This is a genomic window from Chryseobacterium sp. HNCC26DJ241 (genome assembly GCF_057180505.1).
Map to the genome: position 1 here is coordinate 1 of NZ_JBXUGL010000022.1, position 19,973 is coordinate 19,973.

The following is a 19,973-nucleotide window of genomic DNA, read 5'->3' on the forward strand; positions in this document are numbered from 1 at the left end:
ATAAAAACAATTTTGCTCAAATGTAGTTAGCATTTGAGCAAAATTTAACAGCTTATATTGTCTTTATTTTTATAAAAATTACAATTCCATATCATCTGAAACGGCTGTTCCATCTGCCATAAGAAAAGCTTTTAAAAATGGTGTAATATTACCATTCATTACAGAATCTACATCGGATGTTTCGTGACCGGAACGTACATCTTTCACCAATTTATAAGGGTGCATCACATAATTTCTTATTTGGCTTCCCCACTCTATTTTCATTTTATTGGCTTCAATTTCGTTTCTGGCTTTCATACGTTCTTCCAATTCCATTTCATATAATCTTGAACGGAGCAATTGCATCGCCTTTTCCTTATTTTGAAGCTGCGAACGCGATTCAGAATTTTCAATAATAATTCCTGTCGGAGCGTGACGAAGACGAACTGCTGTTTCTACTTTATTTACGTTTTGTCCACCTGCTCCGGAACTTCGCATAGTTTCAAACGAAATATCGGCAGGGTTGATATTGATCTCAATAGTATCATCTACCAAAGGATAAACATATACCGAAACAAAACTTGTATGTCGTTTTGCATTACTGTCAAAAGGTGAAATTCTTACTAATCTATGTACTCCATTCTCGCCTTTCAAATATCCGAAGGCATATTCTCCATCAATTTCCAGAGTAACTGTTTTTACACCTGCAACATCGCCTTCCTGAAAATTTAGTTCTCTGATTTTATAGCCCTGCTTTTCCGCCCACATTGTATACATTCTCATCAACATAGAAGCCCAATCGCAACTTTCCGTTCCTCCTGCTCCTGCTGTAATCTGAAGAACGGCGGAAAGCTCATCACCTTCGTTAGAAAGCATATTTTTGAATTCCAGATTTTCAATTTTTTCTACTAATTGCGGAAACGTTTCGTCCAATTCTTTTTCAGAATCGGGATCTTCTTTGGCGAATTCTGCCAAAACCTGCAAATCTTCAAACTGGGTATTGATTTCTTCATAATCTTCTACCCATTTTTTCTTGGAACGGAGTTGTTTCAAAAAACTTTCTGCTTCTTTTGGATTATCCCAAAATTCAGGAGCTGCAGTTTTTTCATCATCATTGGTAATTTCAATCTTCTTTTTTTCTATCTGAAGATATTTATATAAATCTTCTATTCTGGATTGAATTTCTTTTATCTGGTCGTTGGTAATCACGAATTTTTATTTTTTGCAAAAATACGGATAAAATCATGAGTAAAAAATAATGTATAATGAGTAATATTTTTCAAGTATATTTACTTTACAAAAATATATTTGAATGGCTAAAAACGAAATCAATAATATTATCAATCAACGAAATTCTTCTTTATCACAATTAAATAAATTATTTCATACTATTGATTTATTTAAAGGAGCCAATCAAAATGGGTATAATTGGCTTTCTGAAAAAGTACTTACACAATTAGAAAAAGGTGTTGATTATGAAAAGATGAAAAGTATATTAGAATATGAATTAATTGTAAGTTATGGTTTTTATCTTTATGAATTTGATTCTGAGCAATTAACTGATAGTATATTTGATTGGTGGGAAAAATAATTAAACCATCTCAGTTACAATTTCCCCAATTTTCGGAGCAAGAGCCACTCCCATTCCTGAAAGTCTTACCGCGCAAAATTGTCTCTCGGAAAGTTGTTTTACAATCGGTGTTTTTTCCGAACCCATTGCCATAATTCCAGACCAACGATGCGAAATTTTAACATCTTGATTGGGCAAAATGATTTCTTTCAAAAAATTTTCAAGATGGTTTTGCAAAAATTCTGTGGTCTCAAAAGAAGTGGTTTCTTCAGTTTTTACGTCCTGATTTCTGGCTCCTCCCAACAAGATCCGGTTTCCTAAATTTCTGAAATAATAAAATCCTTCATCATAATGAAAAGTTCCTTTTATTTTTAAATTTTCAATAGGTTCGGTTAAAAGAACTTGTCCACGAGCAGGAATAATTTCTTCATTTTTTAAAAATTTTGAAGCAAAAGCATTGGTACAGTGAATAACTTTATCAGAATTAATTGAAAAATTTTCAGAAAGTTGTATACTTATTTCGTTAAAATTTTCAGATATATTTTTTACCTCAGTTCCAAAAAGAAATTCAACTTTTAATTCATAGCATTTTTCTAATAATTTTTGTAATAATTTTCCGGAATGAAGACTTCCTTCACACGGATTTTCAATTAAAAATTCAGATTTTCCCAATCCGAAATCTTTCAATTTTTCCTGATTAATGAAATACGTTTTTTCGATTCCAGTTATTGATTTCAACTTTTCATTTACCTCATCTATTTTTTGTAAAGGTTCATCATCATTTAAAATTTCATAACCTCCACACAAATCAAAATCAATTTCTTCGTTTTTAAAATATTTTTGAATTTTTTGTAAACCTTCATATCGCATTTTTACCAGATTCAAAGTTTTTTCCCAACCCATTTTTTCCGAATCGGAAATTATTTCTGTCAAACTTCCGAAACATGCAAAGCCGGCATTTCTGGTTGAAGCTCCCAATGGAATCGAGTTTCTTTCGATTATCAAAACAGATTTTTCAGGAAATTTTTCTTTAATGGAAATTGCCGTCCAAAGACCTGTAAAACCACTTCCGATAATAACAACATCACGTTTTCTATAAAACGTTTCAATTTCCCAAATGCTGTTCATAAATAATAATTTTTATGACGAATAATAAATAGTGAATTTAATTTTCTTTGTCTCCGTTATGATGAAAACCTATTGCCCTTCTTGGTGTTTCTGCAGATTTGTAAACTTCCAATTCATCTTTTAATGCCTCTATTCTATTTTGAAAATCATCATAATTATTCATTATAGCATCCTGTAAAAACTGCGCTACCTGATTGAGGTATTCTTCAGTAAGTTTTGCTGTTGCATCTCTTAAAGCACTGTTCAAAAGATTTTGATCTATTTTCAAATTTTCGTTTCGGGTTCTTTGATAAAGATTTTTGATACGTTTTTTCAGGCTTTGGGTAAAGTCTATAACCATGGTATTACTAAAAGCCTTCATTTTGGAAGAAATTCCATGCCAGAAAGGAATAAGGTCTGCTTTATTTTTTTTCAAAATTTTATAAAGCATGGCATCAGTATCAATATCTTTGGTCATAGAATATAAAATAATCTCTGACCGTTCTTTAGCATTTGGAGGAAAAACCGGAACCACAACATCAAACCTTCCAGGAGCAAGAACTTCCTCATCTATTTCAGAAATAGAATTGGCAGAACCCACCATAAGAAGATCTTCTTGCTCAAATTTGCTGATATAATGAAGAATAATTTCTTTAGTTTCTTCATTGAAGGACGACACATCTTTTTCAGCTGTTCTCTGTACCATAATATCGTCAAAATCTTCTAAAAATAGGAGAACTTTATCTTCTTTCATCATGGTTACCAGAAAATCATTGAAATTGGTTCTGTTACCGTCTACAAAAGAAGTTCCCAAGTAATGTTTTTTTACTTCTTTAAATCTGTAGCCGATAATTTCCGCAATTTTATTTGCCCAAAAAATTTTACCACTTCCGGGAGGTCCATATAAAATAATCCCAGCCGGTTTATTGATTCCCCAATCTTTGATCTGCTGTTTGTTTAAAAAAGGTTCTAAAATACCGGAAATATAGAAAAACAAATCTCTGTAGCCTATAAAATCTCTTTGTTGAAGACTAATCTTATGCCCGAAATAATCATATACAAACTGGTAATTCCCACCCAATTTATTATCAATTCCGTAGCTGGAAACAGATGACCGGAAAATACCATTATCAAAGATATTAGGATTAGTATTTTTTATCACTTTTTCTATTTCTTCTTTTGGCTGGTGAATGGTTTCGGCAATTTGATCCAGAGTTTTATTTTCATCAAGATCTTTTTCGTATTGTCTTAAAAAATCTGCATTTTCGCGGGCAAATTTTTCAAAATCTTCTTTTACTTCAAAATTGGTGCTCATGCATTCTCCAAGATCTAAATCAAAATCCTGTATAAATCGTTTAACGGCTTCTGCTGAAATATTTAATTCTTTTGCAAGTTCTACAAGTTTCATAGCAAACTGATTAATCTATCAAATGTACTGTTTTTATGATTAATCTGTTCTTTGTTTGATATTCCGCTTGTAACAAAATGCTAGAAAGAAAGACTTTTAAATAAAGACAACTTTTATGGAAAAAATATTATCTGTAAAAAACCTCACCAAAAAATTTAAAAGAGTGGTTGTAAACAACATTTCTTTTGATGTAGAAAGAGGAAATGTTTATGGACTTCTCGGTCCTAACGGAAGCGGAAAATCTACCACTTTTGGTATGCTGCTCTCCACCATCAATCCTACAAGTGGAGATTGGTATTGGTTTGGTAAAAAAGGAACAGATTCTGAAACTTTGAAAAAAATTGGTGCAATTATAGAACAACCCAACTTCTACCCTTATCTAAGTGCCGAAAAAAATCTGAAAATTGTAGCCGAAATAAAAGGAACTCCTCACGAAAGAATAGATGAAGTTTTAAAAACCGTTAATCTTTTTGAGAGGAAAAAAGATACCTTCAAGACCTATTCTTTAGGAATGAAACAGCGTCTTGCTATTGCTTCGGCTATGCTCAACAATCCTGAAGTTTTAATTCTTGATGAACCAACAAACGGACTGGATCCGGAAGGTATCATCCAGATAAGAGAAATTATAAATAATATCGCAAAACAGGGCATAACCATTATTATTGCAAGCCATCTTTTAGATGAAATTGAAAAAATATGCAGCCACGTAATCGTATTAAAAGAAGGAAATTCTATCTATTGCGGAACTGTGGACGGAATGTCTAATAACAAGGGCTATTTTGAACTGAAAGCTGAAGATAATGACGGATTGATAAATATTCTTGAAGAAATGAATGTGTTCAAGTCTGTAAAAAAACAAAACGGAAGTATTCTTGCTTATCTGAACGAAGAAATTTCCGGTGCCGAACTTAATAAACAACTGGTACAAAAAGGGATTTATCTTTCCCAGCTCAATAGAAAGAAACAATCTCTTGAAAATCAATTCCTTGAACTTGTAAAAAACACAAACAATCATGCTTAAATTATTAAAATTAGAATATTACAAAAATCTGAGCTATAGACCTTTTAAGGTTTTCACTATACTATATTTTACTATTCTCATCGCTTTACTTTTTATAGGATTGGTAGATTTTGAAATGTTTGGTACTACTATCAATTTAAAACAACAAGGCATTTATAATTTTCCAGAAATTTGGAATTTCACTACATGGATTGTTGCCCTTTTAAAGATTTTTTTGGGACTCATTATTGTGTTTTCCATTTGTCAGGAATTTAGCAACAGGATGTTCAAACAAAATACAATAGACGGACTCAGCCGGAAAGAATTCATTGGCTCAAAAGTATTAACAATATCCATTTTTACAATTATTTCTACCCTTATTGTATTTGCCATCACCATATTTTTAGGCGAAAAATACTCTAAGGTTACAGACTCGGAAGCTATTTACAAGGAAATATTCTTCATTGGTAACTATTTTGTTAAACTATTTGCCTTTTTTTGTTTCCTTATGTTTCTTTCGATACTACTGAGAAAATCAATCTTTGTATTTCTTGCGTTTTTTGTTTTTTTCGTTTTTGAAAGCATACTTGGAGGTGTAGAAAGTTTTCTAAAAGTAAAAGGGTTGCATGATGAGCAAGTTGCAGAAAAAGTACAAAACTCTTTTTTCTTTTCTAAACTTTTACCTTTAGAAAGTATGTCGAGCCTTATACCAAATCCTATAATGAGGCTTGAAATGGCAAAAATGATAGGACTGAAATATGAGTTTCACTACCCTACCGAAAGTTTAATTGCTTGTATTGTTTGGTCTGTATTATTCATTTTCGGTTCTTTTTGGATTTTAAAGAAAAGAGATTGGTAAGTTTCAAACTAAAAAATAAAAAATTAAAGAATAGTTATAAAAGTGGTTCATTTTTTGAATCACTTTTTGCTTTATACTTACCTTTCTAATTAAAACGAAAAACAACTATGTCCGCAACTTCAAAAGCTCTAAGAACATTCTTTGCATTAGTATGTTTTTCAGCGTTTTCCTGTTCAGATAAAAAAGAAAATATTTTTAAAAATTTTATTTCCTCGGACGAAAAAAAGCCATCATACAGTCCTGAAAAAACCAATAAAAAAGCTGAAGAAGCGCTCACTTTCTGCAAACAAAAAAATTTCAATACCAATTTTTGTATTCTTATTGATATGAGTCTTCATTCCGGAGTGAACCGATTTTTTATTTATGATTTTGAACAAAAGAAAATTACGGACAAATATTTAGTCGGGCATGGTTGTGGAGATAATATTTGGAGTTGGGATCAGTCAAAAGATTCACCGGATTTCAGTAATGAAGATGGAAGCCATCTTTCTTCGCTCGGAAAATATAAAATTGGCGAAAGAGGAACTAGCGAATGGGGAATTAATATAAAATATCTAATGCACGGATTAGAAAAAACCAATAGTAATGCCCTTAAAAGAACTATTGTTTTCCATTCTTGGGACAAAATGAGTGATGAGGAAATTTATCCTAAAGGTTCACCGGAAGGATGGGGTTGTCCTACTGTTTCTAATGACGCTTTAAGAAAAATTGATCCTTTATTGCAAAAATCTGAAAAACCTGTTCTGATGTGGATTTATAACTAAAATTTATGAAAAATTTAAAGAAAATATACTATGTTCCGGGATTGATTAGTGCTTTGCTGATTCCTGTTTTGTTTTGGTTTTACGGAAATCAGAAAATTGAAGAAGCTAATGTTCATGTTATGGATATAGGACTTCCAGCGAAGCTGACAGGGAATAATTATCTATATAGCTTTGAGCCTTTAAGACACTGGGACTATAAAAAAATAAAAGTTAATCCTAATACTGGTAAAGAAAATTCTAAATTGTATGTTTCGGAAATTATAGCTCTTCAGAAAAGAAATCAAAAAGAAACAGGAATTGAGTTCATTCTGGATAAAAATAATACTTACGGTGACTTTGTTTCTTTACTAAATGATATGGATATTGCAAAACAGGAAACTTATGCTTTTGATATAGAAAAAACAGGGCATGTGTTTGCAATCGTTAATTATATAGAGCCTAAAGCTAAGAAATTGGAAGAGGAATGTTTACTTTGTAACGATACAATTGGCTATTATTATATTCCGGAAGAATACAGCTTTAATATTTTTAAAATTGAAACTTTAATTAAACTTCCCAAAAAGACATATTACATCTTATTTGCTTTTCTATTGTTTCTGAATATTTCCATGTTAAGCATTAAAGAAAGGTTTCAGCTATAAAACAAAAAGGTTGCTTTTTCAGCAACCTTTCAAATTATTTCTTTTCCAAAAGCGGAAGATATTCTCCGTATCCTTTTTTCTCCATTTCTTCCTTCGGAATAAATTTCAGAGAAGCAGAGTTGATGCAGTAGCGAAGTCCACCTTTATCAGCAGGTCCGTCTGTAAAGACATGTCCTAAATGCGCATCACCCGTTTTACTTCTTACTTCTACCCTTGTCATTCCGTGAGATTTGTCTAATTTTTCTTCTATTAGTTTTTTTGTAATGGGTTTAGAAAAACTCGGCCATCCACAACCGGATTCAAATTTATCAGTGGAAACAAACAATGGCTCTCCTGTTGTAATATCTACATAAATTCCCTCTCTGGTTTCATCCCAATATTCATTCTGGAAAGGTCTTTCGGTTGCATTTTCCTGAGTTACATTATATTGCTCTTCCGTAAGTTTTTCTTTTAAAATTTTCTTGTCTTGTTTTTGGTATTTTGCTTTCGGAAGCGGATTTGCGTTTCTTGCCATTTCAAAAAGACCCGGCTCTATGTGGCAATAACCTCCCGGATTTTTATTCAGGTAATCCTGATGGTAATTTTCTGCTTTATAGAAATTTTTCAATGGAACGGTTTCTACCACAACTTTTTTGCTGTAATTTTTAGCCAGTTTTGCTACTTCTTCTTTCACAATAGCCTCAGATTCTTTATCAGTAGAATAAATTCCCGTTCTGTATTGGTTTCCTCTGTCATTTCCTTGTTTATCAATACTTGTAGGATCTATCGTTTTGAAATACAAATCAATTAATAATTTTAAATCAACCTGATCCGGATCATACTTTACTTTCACCGTTTCTGCAAAACCTGTTGTATGACTTACCACTTGTTCATAGGTAGGGTTTTCGGTATTTCCGTTGGCATAGCCTACTTCAGTTTCCACTACACCACGAACTTGTTGAAAAAAATGCTCTGTTCCCCAAAAGCAGCCACCTGCAAAATAAATTTCTTTTACGTTTTTATTGTCCATCGTTTCTTGATTTTCTTTTTTAGTTTCTACCGATTTTGGTTTTAAAGAATCTCCGCAACTTGTTGCAAAAACTACAATACCCAAAATAACACTAAGCAATATTAACACATTTTTCATATTAAACTTTTTATTTATTTTTTAATTTTTTAAATAATTTTCTGTTTTCATAAATATAGTCGCACCACCTACCAATTCCTTACAAAAAAATCAAAAAAAATCAACTTTCATAGTTTTGATAAAATGCTTTTATCTATAATTAAATTCGTAAAAAATATTAAATTTGCCAACCAAAGCTTTTAGCCTATTGCTTAAAGCCTGATGCAAATATGACTTCACAAGAAATACGCCAAAAATTTTTAGATTTTTTTAAAAGTAAAGACCATCTTATTGTTCCTTCAGCGCCTATCGTGTTGAAAGACGATCCAACTTTGATGTTTTCCAACTCAGGGATGACGCAGTTCAAAGATTTTTTCTTAGGCTACAAAACACCTACTGCTCCGAGAATTGCCGATACGCAAAAATGTCTGAGAGTTTCCGGAAAGCATAACGATTTGGATGATGTAGGTAGAGACACCTATCATCACACCATGTTTGAAATGTTGGGAAACTGGTCTTTTGGTGATTATTTCAAAAAAGAAGCGATTGATTGGGCTTGGGAATTATTGACAGACGTTTATAAAATTCCGAAAGAAAATCTTTACGTTACCATCTTCGAAGGCGACGAAAAAGAAAATCTGGAAAGAGATCAAGAGGCTTATAATTTCTGGAAATCCCATATTTCTGAAGACCGAATTATCAACGGAAACAAAAAAGATAATTTCTGGGAAATGGGAGAAAGCGGACCTTGTGGACCATGTTCGGAAATTCATGTGGATTTGAGAAGTGAAGAAGAAAAAGCAAAAGTTTCGGGATTGGAATTGGTAAATAACGACCATCCTCAAGTGGTAGAAATTTGGAATCTGGTTTTTATGCAATACAACCGTAAAGCAGACGGTTCTTTAGAAAATCTTCCGGCAAAACATATTGATACGGGAATGGGTTTCGAGCGTCTTTGCATGGCTTTACAAGGCAAATCTTCCAATTATGATACTGATGTTTTCACACCTTTAATTGCTAAAGTTGAAGAACTTTCCGGCAAAAAATACACAGGAATTTTAGAAGACGAAAAAGACATTGCCATTCGTGTTGTGGTAGACCATATCAGAGCGGTTTCTTTTGCGATTGCAGACGGACAACTTCCTTCAAGCGGAGGTGCTGGTTACGTTATCCGAAGAATTTTAAGAAGAGCAATTTCTTATTCTTACCGTTTTTTAGGAATGAAAGAACCTTTCCTTTACCAATTAGTAGCTGTTTTGGAAGAACAAATGGGCAAATTCTTCCCAGAATTAGAAAAGCAGGGAAAATTAGTTTCAGAAGTAATTAAAAGTGAGGAAGAATCTTTCCTGAGAACTATTGAAACAGGATTAATCAGAGTTGAAAAATTAATTCAACAGACGATTGCAAATAACTCTAAAGTTTTACCAACCGAAGAAGTTTTTGAATTATATGATACTTATGGTTTTCCTGATGATTTAACGAGGATTATTGCAGAAGAAAAAGGTTTAACCATTGATGAGAAAGGATTTAAAGCCGAATTAGAAAAACAAAAACAACGTTCAAAAGCAGATTCAGCCCAAAAAGTTTACGATTGGGTAACATTGGAAGAAAGGGATGAAAACTTCGTAGGCTACGATAAACTTGAGTCTGAGACTTATATTACAAGATACAGAAAAGTAGAAAATAAAGACGGAGAATTTTATCAGGTAGTATTGAGCGAATCGCCTTTCTATCCGGAAGGAGGTGGACAAATCGGCGATAAAGGTGTTCTTGAAAATGCGGCTGAAAGTTTTGAAGTATTGGAAACAAAAAAGGAAAACGGACTGATTATTTCTTTAATCAACGGACTTCCGAAAGATGCAGGTGCCGTTTTTTATGCTAAAGTAAATGCTGTCGAAAGAAAAAATTCTCAGGCAAACCATTCCGTAACTCACCTTTTGCACGAAGCATTGAGAGACGTTTTAGGAACTCATGTTGAGCAAAAAGGTTCATTTGTAGGTCCTGATTATCTTCGTTTCGACTTCTCGCATTTCAACAAAATGACGGAAGAAGAATTGGCTTTGGTTGAAGAAAAAGTAAATGCAAAAATCAAAGAAAGCATTGCATTGCAGGAATTCAGAAATATCCCGATTCAGGAGGCTTTGGATAGAGGAGCGATGGCTTTGTTCGGTGAAAAATATGGAGACAATGTGAGAATGATCCAATTTGGAAGTTCAAAAGAACTTTGCGGTGGAACTCATGTTAAAAATACAAGCGAAATCGGTCATTTTAAAATCAATTCCGAAAGTTCTGCAGCAGCAGGAATCAGAAGAATTGAAGCTATTTCCGGAGATAAATCGGAGGAATATTTCAAAAATTTAGAAAAACAAATCACTGAACTTTCTCAATTATTAAAATCGAAAGATGTTGTAAAATCCATCGAAAAACTAATTGAAGAAAACACATCATTGAAATCTGAAATTGATGCTCTGAAAAAAGAAAAAGCAAAAAGTGAAATTGGTGACTGGAAAAATGCTTACGAACAAAAAGGTGACAAGCAACTTTTGGTAAAGAAAACCTCTCTTGATGCAGGTTCTGTGAAAGACATCGTATTCCAATTGAAGAGAGAGATCCCGACTTCTGTTACCATTATTCTTTCTGATGCAGATGGAAAACCGATGATTACCGTTGGTGTTTCGGATGATTTGGCATCAAATTATCAAGCCGGAACTATTGTAAAAGATTTAGCAAAAGAAATACAAGGTGGCGGTGGTGGAAATCCGGGCTTTGCAACTGCGGGAGGAAAAAATCTTGATGGCTTGGAAAATGCGTATCAGAAAGCATTAACTATTTAGAAAAAATTAAAAAATATAGTAATAAAAGGAGCTTTTTTGGCTTCTTTTTGCTTTAGTAACAAACTTTTAGAAAAATGAAAAAAGTTTTTTTCTTAAAATTTATCATTTTATTTTCATTTCTGTTCTCTATAAATTCATGCAAAAAAAGAGAAAAAACAAAGGAAGAAATGATGAAAGATTTTGTTGAAAATTATAATTCGCAAAAGACAAAAATTCAGAATTCTACAGTTTCGTTTGTAGATTCTCGGCAATCCGGTCCTAATGAAATTACTCTTCATTTTTCTTCCGGATTATCCGCAGAAAAAATACAGCCACAACTTGTAAAATCTGCCATTTCTGACCTGATGATCCAGATTATCCGGAAAAACTCCAAAAATATTCAACTGCTGAATAAAGGTGTGAATTTCAAAATTCAACTTACCGGAAAAAATGGAGAAAAACTGGCTACAGAAATTGTGAATAAATCCAATATGACTGCCCAAAAGCCGGACTACACAGAAAATATAAAGCATGAACAACTAAACAGGCTTCTCGAAGTCTCCAACAGCAGCCTTCCTTCTACAGATGTTTCCGGAGTAAAACTGGTGAAAATTTTTATTGGTTCTAATAATGATGTTATTTATTCGGCTGAAGTTCCCGATAAAATGAAAGAAATGATAAAAACAGAAGAGAACAAAACCATCATCAAAAAAAATATGGCTAAAGATGCTGCTTTCAAAAAAATGGTGATAGAGCTAAAAAGTTTTGATATTATTTCGGTAAAGTATCAATATCGCGATAAGAAAGGAAAACTGCTGCAAGAAGTAGAAATGAGCGAAAAAGATTTCAAATAAAAATCTCCTGTTTTTATCAGGAGATTTTTTTGCTATTTTTCTTTTACTTCTACAGTATACTTTAGCCTTTCAAGTTTGGTTTCAATCTTTTTGATATCAGCTTCTATATTGATGATCTTATTGTTGCTTTTATCCAGAGCTTTATTGGCAGATTCTGTTTTTTTCAAAATTTTTGCAGTCTTTTTAGCATCTTCTGCTGTAGAATTTGGATCAGAAGAACTGTAATTATCTGTAGATCTATCAGATCTATTATTGAGACTTTCTACGTTTCCTTTTACTTTTTCATTGTTTAGTTTTTCTTTTTCAAGATCTATTTTTTTATCCATCAGATCCGTGTGCAATTTCAGAACTTCACGTTGCTGTTTCATTACTTCTAAATCCTGAGCATAAAATACTTGAGAAGCTAATACAAATCCTAAACATAACAAAGTTGTAAGCAATTTTTTCATTTTTTGGTATTTATTTGTTTTCAAATCTATAAAAAATTCATTTTCTTTGGAGCTAATTAATAAAAATTAACTACAATACTATTACTTTTGATATTAATTTCCATTATGAGAAAATTTTGTGCCATTCTTTTTTCAACATTTTTTGTAACTGTATTTTCCCAATCCAAAATTACAGTAAAAAAATCAGAAGACCAATCTCCTATTTCCAATGCAACTATTACTTGCAATGATAAAATAATAGGAAAAACAGATGCAAATGGTATTCTGAATTTTCGTACCAAATGTAAAAAAATTAAAATTTCCGCTACAGGATATTATGAAGATGATGCAGTAGTAGATGAAGTAATGGAAGTATCTCTTACCAAAACCGATCCAAAAGTTCAGAATATAGAAACGGTAGTTTTGGAAGATAAAAGCGATCCGCGTGCTTTGGCTATTTTGAAAAAAGTAAATGATAATTATAAAAATAATTCTCCTAAAAGTTTGAATTCTTATTCATTCAAATCCTACGAAAAAATCTCTCTGGATTTTGATGAAGACAGTATTAAAAATTACAATTTGCTCGTTGAAAAACGTTTGGATTCTTTACAAAAACTTCCACAAAAACCTATGAAAGAAAAGGTAAAGAAAGATTCCATAGAATCCATAAATATGATGAAACTCATGTCTCAAAGCAAACTTTTTCTTTGGGAACGTGCATCAGAATTTTTGTATTCTCAGAAATATGGTGATAAAGTCAATATTCTTGACAATCGTATTTCCGGATTTAAAGAACCTATTTACGAAATGATGGCTTTGCGTTCCAACAGAAATCAGATTCCGAGGGAAATTCGTGAAGAAAACAGAAGCCTTTATCGTTACTTTCTTACAGATTCTATTGAAATTGATGGACGAAAAAATTACGTTATCCGTTTTCGACAGGTAGATTATAAACAACCTGTAAATAAAAGAAAATTCAATGGATATATCTATGTAGATGTTGAAACATACGGACTAAAAAAAATTGAAAGCAATAGCAAAAAGAAAAGCGAAGGAAGCATTACAAGTATCTGGAAGCCTATTGACAACAAATGGTTTTTAGTAAAGGAAAATCTAAAAATAAGAATGGGTATGACCTATTTTGATGAAAAGTATGAAGAAGATAAAAAAACAGGTGAAAAAAAGGAAAAAAAAGACCGAAAACGCTTTGGTAATTATGTTTACATGAAGGCTGATTATTTTGATTTTAAAACTCCAATTGAAGAAAATTCCAAAGATTTCAAGGGATACACTATGGATGTGAAAAATTCTGACGGAAGCCTTCTTGACAAATTGAGAACCGACAGCCTCACTACAAGAGAAAAAATGACCTATACAAAAATAGACAGTGTCGGAAGTAAGTATAAATTGGATCAGAAGGTAAACATGTTTACCGGATTAATGAGGGGAAAAATTCGTACCGGCAAAATAGATTTTGATGCTACTAAAATAATTTCTTATAATAAATATGAACAAGTAAGACTCGGAGTTGCAGCAAAATTAAATGAAAAATTTAATCGTTATATTTCTCCGGATGCTTATTTTGCCTACGGTTTCGGCGATCACACCTGGAAATACGGAGCCGGAATCGACATCAGAACAACACTTAAAAAAAATTCCTTTTTCCGTGCAGAATATTTTAATGATGTAATGACGGCTGGACGTTTCAATGAAAATCTTTGGAGCTTTAAAATGAGAATTATGAATTCCGGAGTGGCCATTAATAATTCTCAATACTTCCATTATGATGGTTTCCGTTTGGCTTATGAAAATGACATCACCAATGGAATTACCTTAAATGTTTCAGCAAAGAAAACACAGGAAGAGGCTAAATTTGATTATAATTTTCTGAATTCGGGAAATAACTTTGATATATTTTCGACCATGATTACAATGAAATTTTCTCCAAATTCTAAAAATATTATGACTCCGGGAGGAAAATACACCTACGATCAAAAATTTCCGGAATTGTACCTTAATTATGAACAAGGCATGACTGCTTTAGGCGGAGACTTGAAATTCAGCAGATACGATGCAATGTTTGTTCATAATTTTAAAACAGATTTAGGAGTAACAGGTTTCCGTATTTATGGAGGTTTGCTCACAGGAAAAGCGCCAATCTGGTACAATTTTACAATGAACGGGCTTGCAAATGGAAAAGAAGATTTTAATTTCAATTTTACTTCTTATCTTGGTTTTGCTACAATGGAAGGAGGAAAATATTTTAATGATAAATTTTTGGGAACTTATTTCACTCACAGAATTCCTTGGTACTTTAAAAGCATTGGTAAAAATGTTTCCAGTTTTGATGTCATTTATAAAGGAACTATCGGAAACATGAAAAACCCGGAATATCACCAATTCAATTTTTCAAAACTCAATCATCTCTATAATGAAGTCGGCTTGGAATGGAACAATTTCTTTTCCTCACAATTTAATCTCGGATTTTTCTATAGAGTTGGGTATTACAATACTTCCAAATTTAAAGATAATTTTGCCGTACAATTCAAAATGAAATTATTAGGATTCTAATGTAGGAACGTGCCAAAAGGCACGTTCTGATAAATCAAAATCAGAAATGAAAAAAATACAGATAAAAGCCACTCAATTTTTTGAGTTACTAAAACTAAAAGATACTTCCATGTGGGAAATTTTTTCCCAAATGATTGATGGTGAAGAGAAGGAAATCATCTTTTTGGATGACGAAGAAAATATTCTCTTCAATTATATTTTGCCGGAAAACTCAGAAAAGCTGGAAGAAGATCGAAAAAAATTCACAGAAGAATTTGCTGCAAAACTGAAAAATCTGAATTAAGTTTAGATATTCAATTTATGAATGCCAAATAATCTTTGAAAATACCGAAAAGTTAGTTTGCTTCGTAGGAGCAACATGTGTGTAGAATTTATATTATGATTCCAAAAATTCCGAGATTGTTTTTTTGGTTTCGGCTACATCATGAACTCTTAAAATTTTCGCTCCTTTTTCCAAAATCTTGCGATGAAGTTTTTGTGTTTCTTCATTTATTTCCAATGGAGATTTTCCCAAAGATTTATAAATAAACGATTTGCGCGAAATCCCAACCAACAAAGGAAATTTCTGAAAACCTATGAATTCAAGTTCGTTAATCATCTGATATTGCTGCTCAATAGTTTTTCCAAATCCAAAACCGGGATCAAGGATAATATCTTTAATTCCAAAGTATTTCAGTTGTAGGATTTTTTCAGAAAAATAGTTATTTAATGAAATAATAATATCTTCCTTTATTTCCTTTTCGTGCATCATTTCATAACTTTTATTGATGTGCATCAAAACATAAGGAAGCCCGGTTTCAGCGACTGTTTCTAGCATTTTTTTGTCATACTGTCCTCCGGAAATGTCATTCACAAGATCAATTCCTTCATCAAAACCAAATTTCACAACATCGGCATAAAAAGTATCCAAAGAAATTAAAATGTCTGGAAATTCTTTTTTTATTTTTGAAATTAAATTTCCGATTCTTTTTATCTCTTTTTTCGCAGAAATTTTTTCAGCATTCGGACGTGTAGATTGTGCTCCAATATCAATAAAATCAGCACCTTCCAAAATTATTTTTTCAGCCTGTTGAAGAGCATTTTCTTCATTATTGAATTTTCCTCCGTCTGAAAAAGAATCGGGAGTTACGTTCAAAATCCCCATTACTTTCGGTTGGGAAATGTCCACAAGTCTTCCATTACAATTCAATGTATAAAAATCTGATACTGAAAAATGATTCTTCATTCTGCAAAATTAAAGCTATTTTGTATATTTGAAGCTCTAAAGAAACTTATGCTCACAACTTCCCTTCAATTTGTAAAAGTAATAACAGAATGTCGTGATTTGTTTTCAAAAAAAATGCATGATTACGGAACTGCATGGCGTGTTTTGAGACCAAGTTCTATTACCGATCAGATTTATATAAAAATCAACAGAATCCGAACTTTGCAGATGACGGAAAAAAAAATGGTGGACGAAAGCGAAGAAGATGAATTTGTGGCCATTGTAAATTATTCCATTATTGGGCTCATTCAGTTAGAAAAAGGAATGTCTGAAAATTTGGATGACAATCATGAAGAAATTCTGAAATTGTATGACAAATACGCTTCCGAAGCTCAAAAATTGATGGAACGCAAAAACCATGATTACGGAGAAGCGTGGAGAGAAATGCGAATATCGTCCATTACTGATCTAATTTATCAGAAGGTACTGAGAGTAAAACAAATAGAAGACAATAGCGGAAAAACGTTGGTTTCCGAAGGTTTGGACGCTAATTATTTTGATATGCTGAATTATGCTGTTTTTTGTCTGATAAAATTCTCTGAACAAAAAGAAAAATCCAATCCTAAATTTATTTAATAATCTTAAAATCACAAACTTGAAAAAATGAAAAGAATATTACGATACATAGTTGCTCTTATTTTCATCGCCTCCGGATTTGTAAAAGCGGTGGATGTTGTAGGCTTTTCCTTTAAGTTGGAAGAATATTTTTCTCCAACGGTTTTCAATATGCCTTTTTTTGAAGAATTTGCCCTTCCAATTGCTGTTTTTGTAGTTGCACTGGAGTTGATTCTTGGAATTATGCTTTTGCTGAAACTACATGTGAAAAAGGTCTTAATGGCTTTAATAGCGCTTTGTATTTTCTTTGCATTTCTCACTTTTTATTCGGCTTATTTCAATAAAGTTACGGATTGTGGTTGCTTTGGTGATGCTATTAAATTTACGCCTTGGCAAAGTTTTATCAAAGATATTATTCTTTTGATCGGGCTTGTTGTTCTCTGGTTTTTATACAAAAAAGAATTTGAAGAAAACGAAAATAAAAGTTCTTTAAGAAAATCTATATTGGTGGTTTCGCTTGTTGCAACAGCTTTTGTAATAGGTTTCGGAATTTTGAATGAACCATTGATTGATTTCAGAGATTATAAAATCGGAACAGATCTGAATGCTGAAAAACAAGAAATTGCAAAAAATCCTTCCGTTTATAAAACCTTTTATCTATTAAAAAATAAAAAAACAGGTGAAGAAAAAGAAGTAAATCAGGACGATTATGTAAATGATAAAAAATATTGGGAAGAAGGTTCGCCTTGGGAAATTCAGGACGGTAAAAACATTTCCAAAATGGTAAAAGAAGGATATGCTTCTGAGGTTTCAAAATTTAAACTCGAAGATGAAACCGGAAATGATATTACTGAACAAATTCTTCATCAGCCAAAAGTAATTCTTTTGTTTTCATATAAGCCTGAAACTATTTTAAAAGATTCTCATTCAAAACAATTTCGAGAAAATTTTGAAAAGAAAGTTGGCAAAATTAAAATTGTAGCCTATGAAGTTTCAGCTTCTACAGAAAGGCTGACCAACCTTCCAAAATTATTTATGGATGCTACAGCTATCAAAACAATTGGGAGAAGCAATCCATTAATTTTGGTTTTAGAAAACGGAAAAATTGTAGATAAAGAACCTGCCATTGATTTCATTAATACTAAATAATTAAAACTCAAAAAACTATATATGCAAAAATCCAATAAATCCATTGCCGGATATCATCTTTTGATGATTTTGTCTTCTGTAGACGGAGAATTTGCTCCGGAAGAAGGAATGAAAATTCAGGAATATCTCTCGGAAGAATTTCCTTTTAGAATGAATCTTGATAATGAACTTGAAATTATTGCCAATCTACAACCGGAAGATTGGAAAGACCATTTTGAATTTCATGCACGTTGTTTTTTAGATGACTCTATTGAAGAAGAAAGAATTAGCTTTGTGCAATTTGCAAAATCATTAATAAAAGCGGATAATCAGGTAAGTGAAGATGAACACCGCTTTTACAAACTTTTGAAAAACCTTTGGAATTTATAAGAATTAATTGAAAACTATGAGAAAAAATATCGTTGCCGGAAACTGGAAAATGAATAAAACCTTTCCCGAAGCAGAGGCTCTAATGCTGCAACTTTTGGAATACAAAAAAAATAATGCTACCAATTGTGAAGTTTACATCGCACCACCAAGTTTATATCTAACTGCTGCAAAAAATATTTTCAAAAATAATGAAATAGGTGTTTTTGCACAGGATATGAGTGAACATGCAAGTGGAGCTTATACCGGCGAACTTTCGGTAGAAATGTATAAATCCATCGGAATCGACGGAAGTATTATTGCCCATTCCGAAAGAAGACAATATCACGGAGAAAGTGACAGCCATGCCAACCGTAAAGTGAAAGCACTTTTGGATGCCGGAATGACACCAATTTATTGTAACGGAGAAACTCTGGAACAAAGAAAATCCGGACAACATTTTGAAGTGGTGAAAAACCAAACGCAAGTAGCTTTATTCACTCTTTCCGCAGAGGAAATTAAAAAAGTAGTAATTGCTTATGAACCGGTTTGGGCAATTGGAACAGGAGAAACTGCAACTCCGGAACAAGCTCAGGAAATTCATGCTTTCATCAGAAATTTGATTGCCGAAAAATACGGAAGAGAAGTGGCTGAAGAAGTTTCTATTTTATACGGTGGTTCTGTAAAACCTGACAACGCTAAGGAAATTTTTTCCCAACCGGATATTGACGGAGGTTTGATTGGAGGAGCTTCCTTAAAATTGGAAGATTTTTCTAAAATTATTGAAGGGTTCAATTCTTAATACCTTCAAAAATAAGAATAAAAATCGGCGCGGCAACTTTGTTGCCGCGCCGATTCATTTTAACAAAAAACAATTTAGCTTTTCTTTTCCAAAACTTCATCTACCATTCCAAAACCTTTAGCTTCTTCCGAAGTCATCCAATAATCTCTGTCGGATGCTTTTTCTACCCAATCATACGTTTGACCTGAATGATGAGCAATAATGTCATAAAGTTCTTTCTTAAGTTTCAACATTTCTCTTAAGTTGATTTCCATATCAGAAGCCACACCTTGAGCTCCACCACTTGGTTGGTGAATCATCACTCTGGAGTGTTTCAATGCAGAACGTTTTCCTTTTTCTCCGGCAACAAGTAAAACAGCTCCCATTGAAGCGGCCATTCCCGTACAAATTGTAGCAACATCCGGTTTAATGATCTGCATCGTATCATAAATTCCCAAACCTGCATACACACTTCCACCAGGAGAATTTATATAAATCTGAATATCTTTGGAAGGATCGGCACTTTCTAAGAAAAGCAACTGAGCCGTAACAATATTTGCCACTTGATCGTCAATTCCTGTTCCCAAGAAAATAATTCTATCCATCATCAAACGGGAAAAAACGTCCATTTGAGCAACATTCAATCTACGTTCTTCCATAATGTACGGAGTAAGATTGGTAGGATTAAAAATTCCCATATATTGATCGGTAGCAAGACCACTGTTTCCCAAATGTTTTACAGAGAAATCTCTGAAATCTTTTTTAATGTCCATATTTTTT

General features: G+C 32.5%; 20 protein-coding genes. 13 read left to right on the plus strand and 7 right to left on the minus strand.

The window, feature by feature from the left end:
• Window positions 1-78: 78 nt before the first annotated feature.
• Window positions 79-1,188 carry a peptide chain release factor 2 gene (prfB, locus tag AC2A1C_RS10900; RefSeq protein ID WP_484025741.1) on the minus strand — a complete coding sequence of 370 codons (1,110 nt, stop codon included), beginning with the start codon at window positions 1,186-1,188 and terminating at the stop codon, window positions 79-81.
• A gap of 103 nt (window positions 1,189-1,291) precedes the next feature.
• On the opposite strand from prfB, the gene AC2A1C_RS10905 reads away from it, so the two are divergent.
• Entirely contained in the window at window positions 1,292-1,570 is a 279-nt protein-coding gene (locus tag AC2A1C_RS10905; protein ID WP_484025742.1) for a hypothetical protein, read from the plus strand.
• Here the strand turns inward: AC2A1C_RS10905 and AC2A1C_RS10910 are convergent, their stop codons facing one another.
• Both AC2A1C_RS10910 and AC2A1C_RS10915 read right to left on the minus strand, forming a co-directional pair.
• The gene (locus AC2A1C_RS10910; RefSeq protein ID WP_484025743.1) at window positions 1,571-2,677 is read right to left on the minus strand and encodes an NAD(P)/FAD-dependent oxidoreductase; all 1,107 of its coding nucleotides are present in this window, start codon (window positions 2,675-2,677) and stop codon (window positions 1,571-1,573) included.
• Window positions 2,678-2,714: 37 nt separating this feature from the next.
• Window positions 2,715-4,064, minus strand: coding sequence for an AAA family ATPase (locus AC2A1C_RS10915; protein WP_484025744.1), 1,350 nt, complete (start codon window positions 4,062-4,064; stop codon window positions 2,715-2,717).
• Window positions 4,065-4,179: 115 nt separating this feature from the next.
• Here AC2A1C_RS10915 and AC2A1C_RS10920 point away from each other — a divergent pair, with 115 nt between their 5' ends.
• The 4 genes from AC2A1C_RS10920 (at window position 4,180) to AC2A1C_RS10935 (ending at window position 7,328) form a co-directional block, all read left to right on the plus strand.
• Window positions 4,180-5,085: an ABC transporter ATP-binding protein gene (locus tag AC2A1C_RS10920; RefSeq protein ID WP_484025745.1), complete on the plus strand. Its 906-nt coding sequence runs from the start codon at window positions 4,180-4,182 to the stop codon at window positions 5,083-5,085.
• Window positions 5,078-5,923, plus strand: coding sequence for an ABC transporter permease (locus AC2A1C_RS10925; protein ID WP_484025746.1), 846 nt, complete (start codon window positions 5,078-5,080; stop codon window positions 5,921-5,923). Before AC2A1C_RS10920 ends, AC2A1C_RS10925 begins: the two co-directional genes overlap by 8 nt.
• A gap of 107 nt (window positions 5,924-6,030) precedes the next feature.
• Window positions 6,031-6,687, plus strand: a complete 657-nt coding sequence (locus AC2A1C_RS10930) for a murein L,D-transpeptidase catalytic domain-containing protein (protein WP_484025747.1) — start codon at window positions 6,031-6,033, stop codon at window positions 6,685-6,687.
• Window positions 6,688-6,692: 5 nt separating this feature from the next.
• Window positions 6,693-7,328, plus strand: coding sequence for a hypothetical protein (locus AC2A1C_RS10935; RefSeq protein WP_484025748.1), 636 nt, complete (start codon window positions 6,693-6,695; stop codon window positions 7,326-7,328).
• Between the two features lie 34 nt (window positions 7,329-7,362).
• On the opposite strand, the gene msrB is transcribed toward AC2A1C_RS10935, so the two are convergent.
• Window positions 7,363-8,454: a peptide-methionine (R)-S-oxide reductase MsrB gene (msrB, locus tag AC2A1C_RS10940; protein WP_484025749.1), complete on the minus strand. Its 1,092-nt coding sequence runs from the start codon at window positions 8,452-8,454 to the stop codon at window positions 7,363-7,365.
• A 209-nt stretch (window positions 8,455-8,663) separates the two neighbouring features.
• Between msrB and alaS the strand changes: the two genes are divergently transcribed.
• Window positions 8,664-11,267 (plus strand): alanine--tRNA ligase, encoded by a 2,604-nt coding sequence (gene alaS, locus AC2A1C_RS10945; protein WP_484025750.1) that lies wholly within the window; start codon window positions 8,664-8,666, stop codon window positions 11,265-11,267.
• 167 nt (window positions 11,268-11,434) lie between these two features.
• Window positions 11,435-12,100 carry a hypothetical protein gene (locus AC2A1C_RS10950; protein WP_484025751.1) on the plus strand — a complete coding sequence of 222 codons (666 nt, stop codon included), beginning with the start codon at window positions 11,435-11,437 and terminating at the stop codon, window positions 12,098-12,100.
• A gap of 32 nt (window positions 12,101-12,132) precedes the next feature.
• On the opposite strand, the gene AC2A1C_RS10955 is transcribed toward AC2A1C_RS10950, so the two are convergent.
• Window positions 12,133-12,549 (minus strand): hypothetical protein, encoded by a 417-nt coding sequence (locus AC2A1C_RS10955; protein WP_484025752.1) that lies wholly within the window; start codon window positions 12,547-12,549, stop codon window positions 12,133-12,135.
• 105 nt (window positions 12,550-12,654) lie between these two features.
• Here AC2A1C_RS10955 and AC2A1C_RS10960 point away from each other — a divergent pair, with 105 nt between their 5' ends.
• Both AC2A1C_RS10960 and AC2A1C_RS10965 read left to right on the plus strand, forming a co-directional pair.
• Complete coding sequence (locus AC2A1C_RS10960) at window positions 12,655-15,099, plus strand: DUF5686 family protein (protein WP_484025753.1); 2,445 nt, start codon at window positions 12,655-12,657, stop codon at window positions 15,097-15,099.
• 46 nt (window positions 15,100-15,145) lie between these two features.
• Complete coding sequence (locus tag AC2A1C_RS10965; protein WP_484025754.1) at window positions 15,146-15,382, plus strand: hypothetical protein; 237 nt, start codon at window positions 15,146-15,148, stop codon at window positions 15,380-15,382.
• 93 nt (window positions 15,383-15,475) lie between these two features.
• On the opposite strand, the gene folP is transcribed toward AC2A1C_RS10965, so the two are convergent.
• A complete protein-coding gene (folP, locus tag AC2A1C_RS10970) occupies window positions 15,476-16,324 on the minus strand; it encodes a dihydropteroate synthase (RefSeq protein ID WP_484025755.1) in 849 nt (282 codons plus the stop codon).
• Between the two features lie 48 nt (window positions 16,325-16,372).
• Between folP and AC2A1C_RS10975 the strand changes: the two genes are divergently transcribed.
• From AC2A1C_RS10975 to tpiA, 4 genes are read left to right on the plus strand one after another with little or no spacing between them, the layout of a single operon-like run.
• Window positions 16,373-16,939: a DUF1599 domain-containing protein gene (locus AC2A1C_RS10975; RefSeq protein WP_484025756.1), complete on the plus strand. Its 567-nt coding sequence runs from the start codon at window positions 16,373-16,375 to the stop codon at window positions 16,937-16,939.
• Window positions 16,940-16,966: 27 nt separating this feature from the next.
• Window positions 16,967-18,067 (plus strand): BT_3928 family protein, encoded by a 1,101-nt coding sequence (locus tag AC2A1C_RS10980; protein WP_484025757.1) that lies wholly within the window; start codon window positions 16,967-16,969, stop codon window positions 18,065-18,067.
• 21 nt (window positions 18,068-18,088) lie between these two features.
• Window positions 18,089-18,436: a tellurite resistance TerB family protein gene (locus AC2A1C_RS10985; protein ID WP_484025758.1), complete on the plus strand. Its 348-nt coding sequence runs from the start codon at window positions 18,089-18,091 to the stop codon at window positions 18,434-18,436.
• Between the two features lie 16 nt (window positions 18,437-18,452).
• Window positions 18,453-19,214, plus strand: coding sequence for a triose-phosphate isomerase (gene tpiA / locus AC2A1C_RS10990; RefSeq protein ID WP_484025759.1), 762 nt, complete (start codon window positions 18,453-18,455; stop codon window positions 19,212-19,214).
• 74 nt (window positions 19,215-19,288) lie between these two features.
• Here tpiA and clpP read toward each other — a convergent pair whose 3' ends face one another.
• Complete coding sequence (clpP, locus tag AC2A1C_RS10995) at window positions 19,289-19,966, minus strand: ATP-dependent Clp endopeptidase proteolytic subunit ClpP (protein ID WP_484025760.1); 678 nt, start codon at window positions 19,964-19,966, stop codon at window positions 19,289-19,291.
• Window positions 19,967-19,973: the final 7 nt, after the last annotated feature.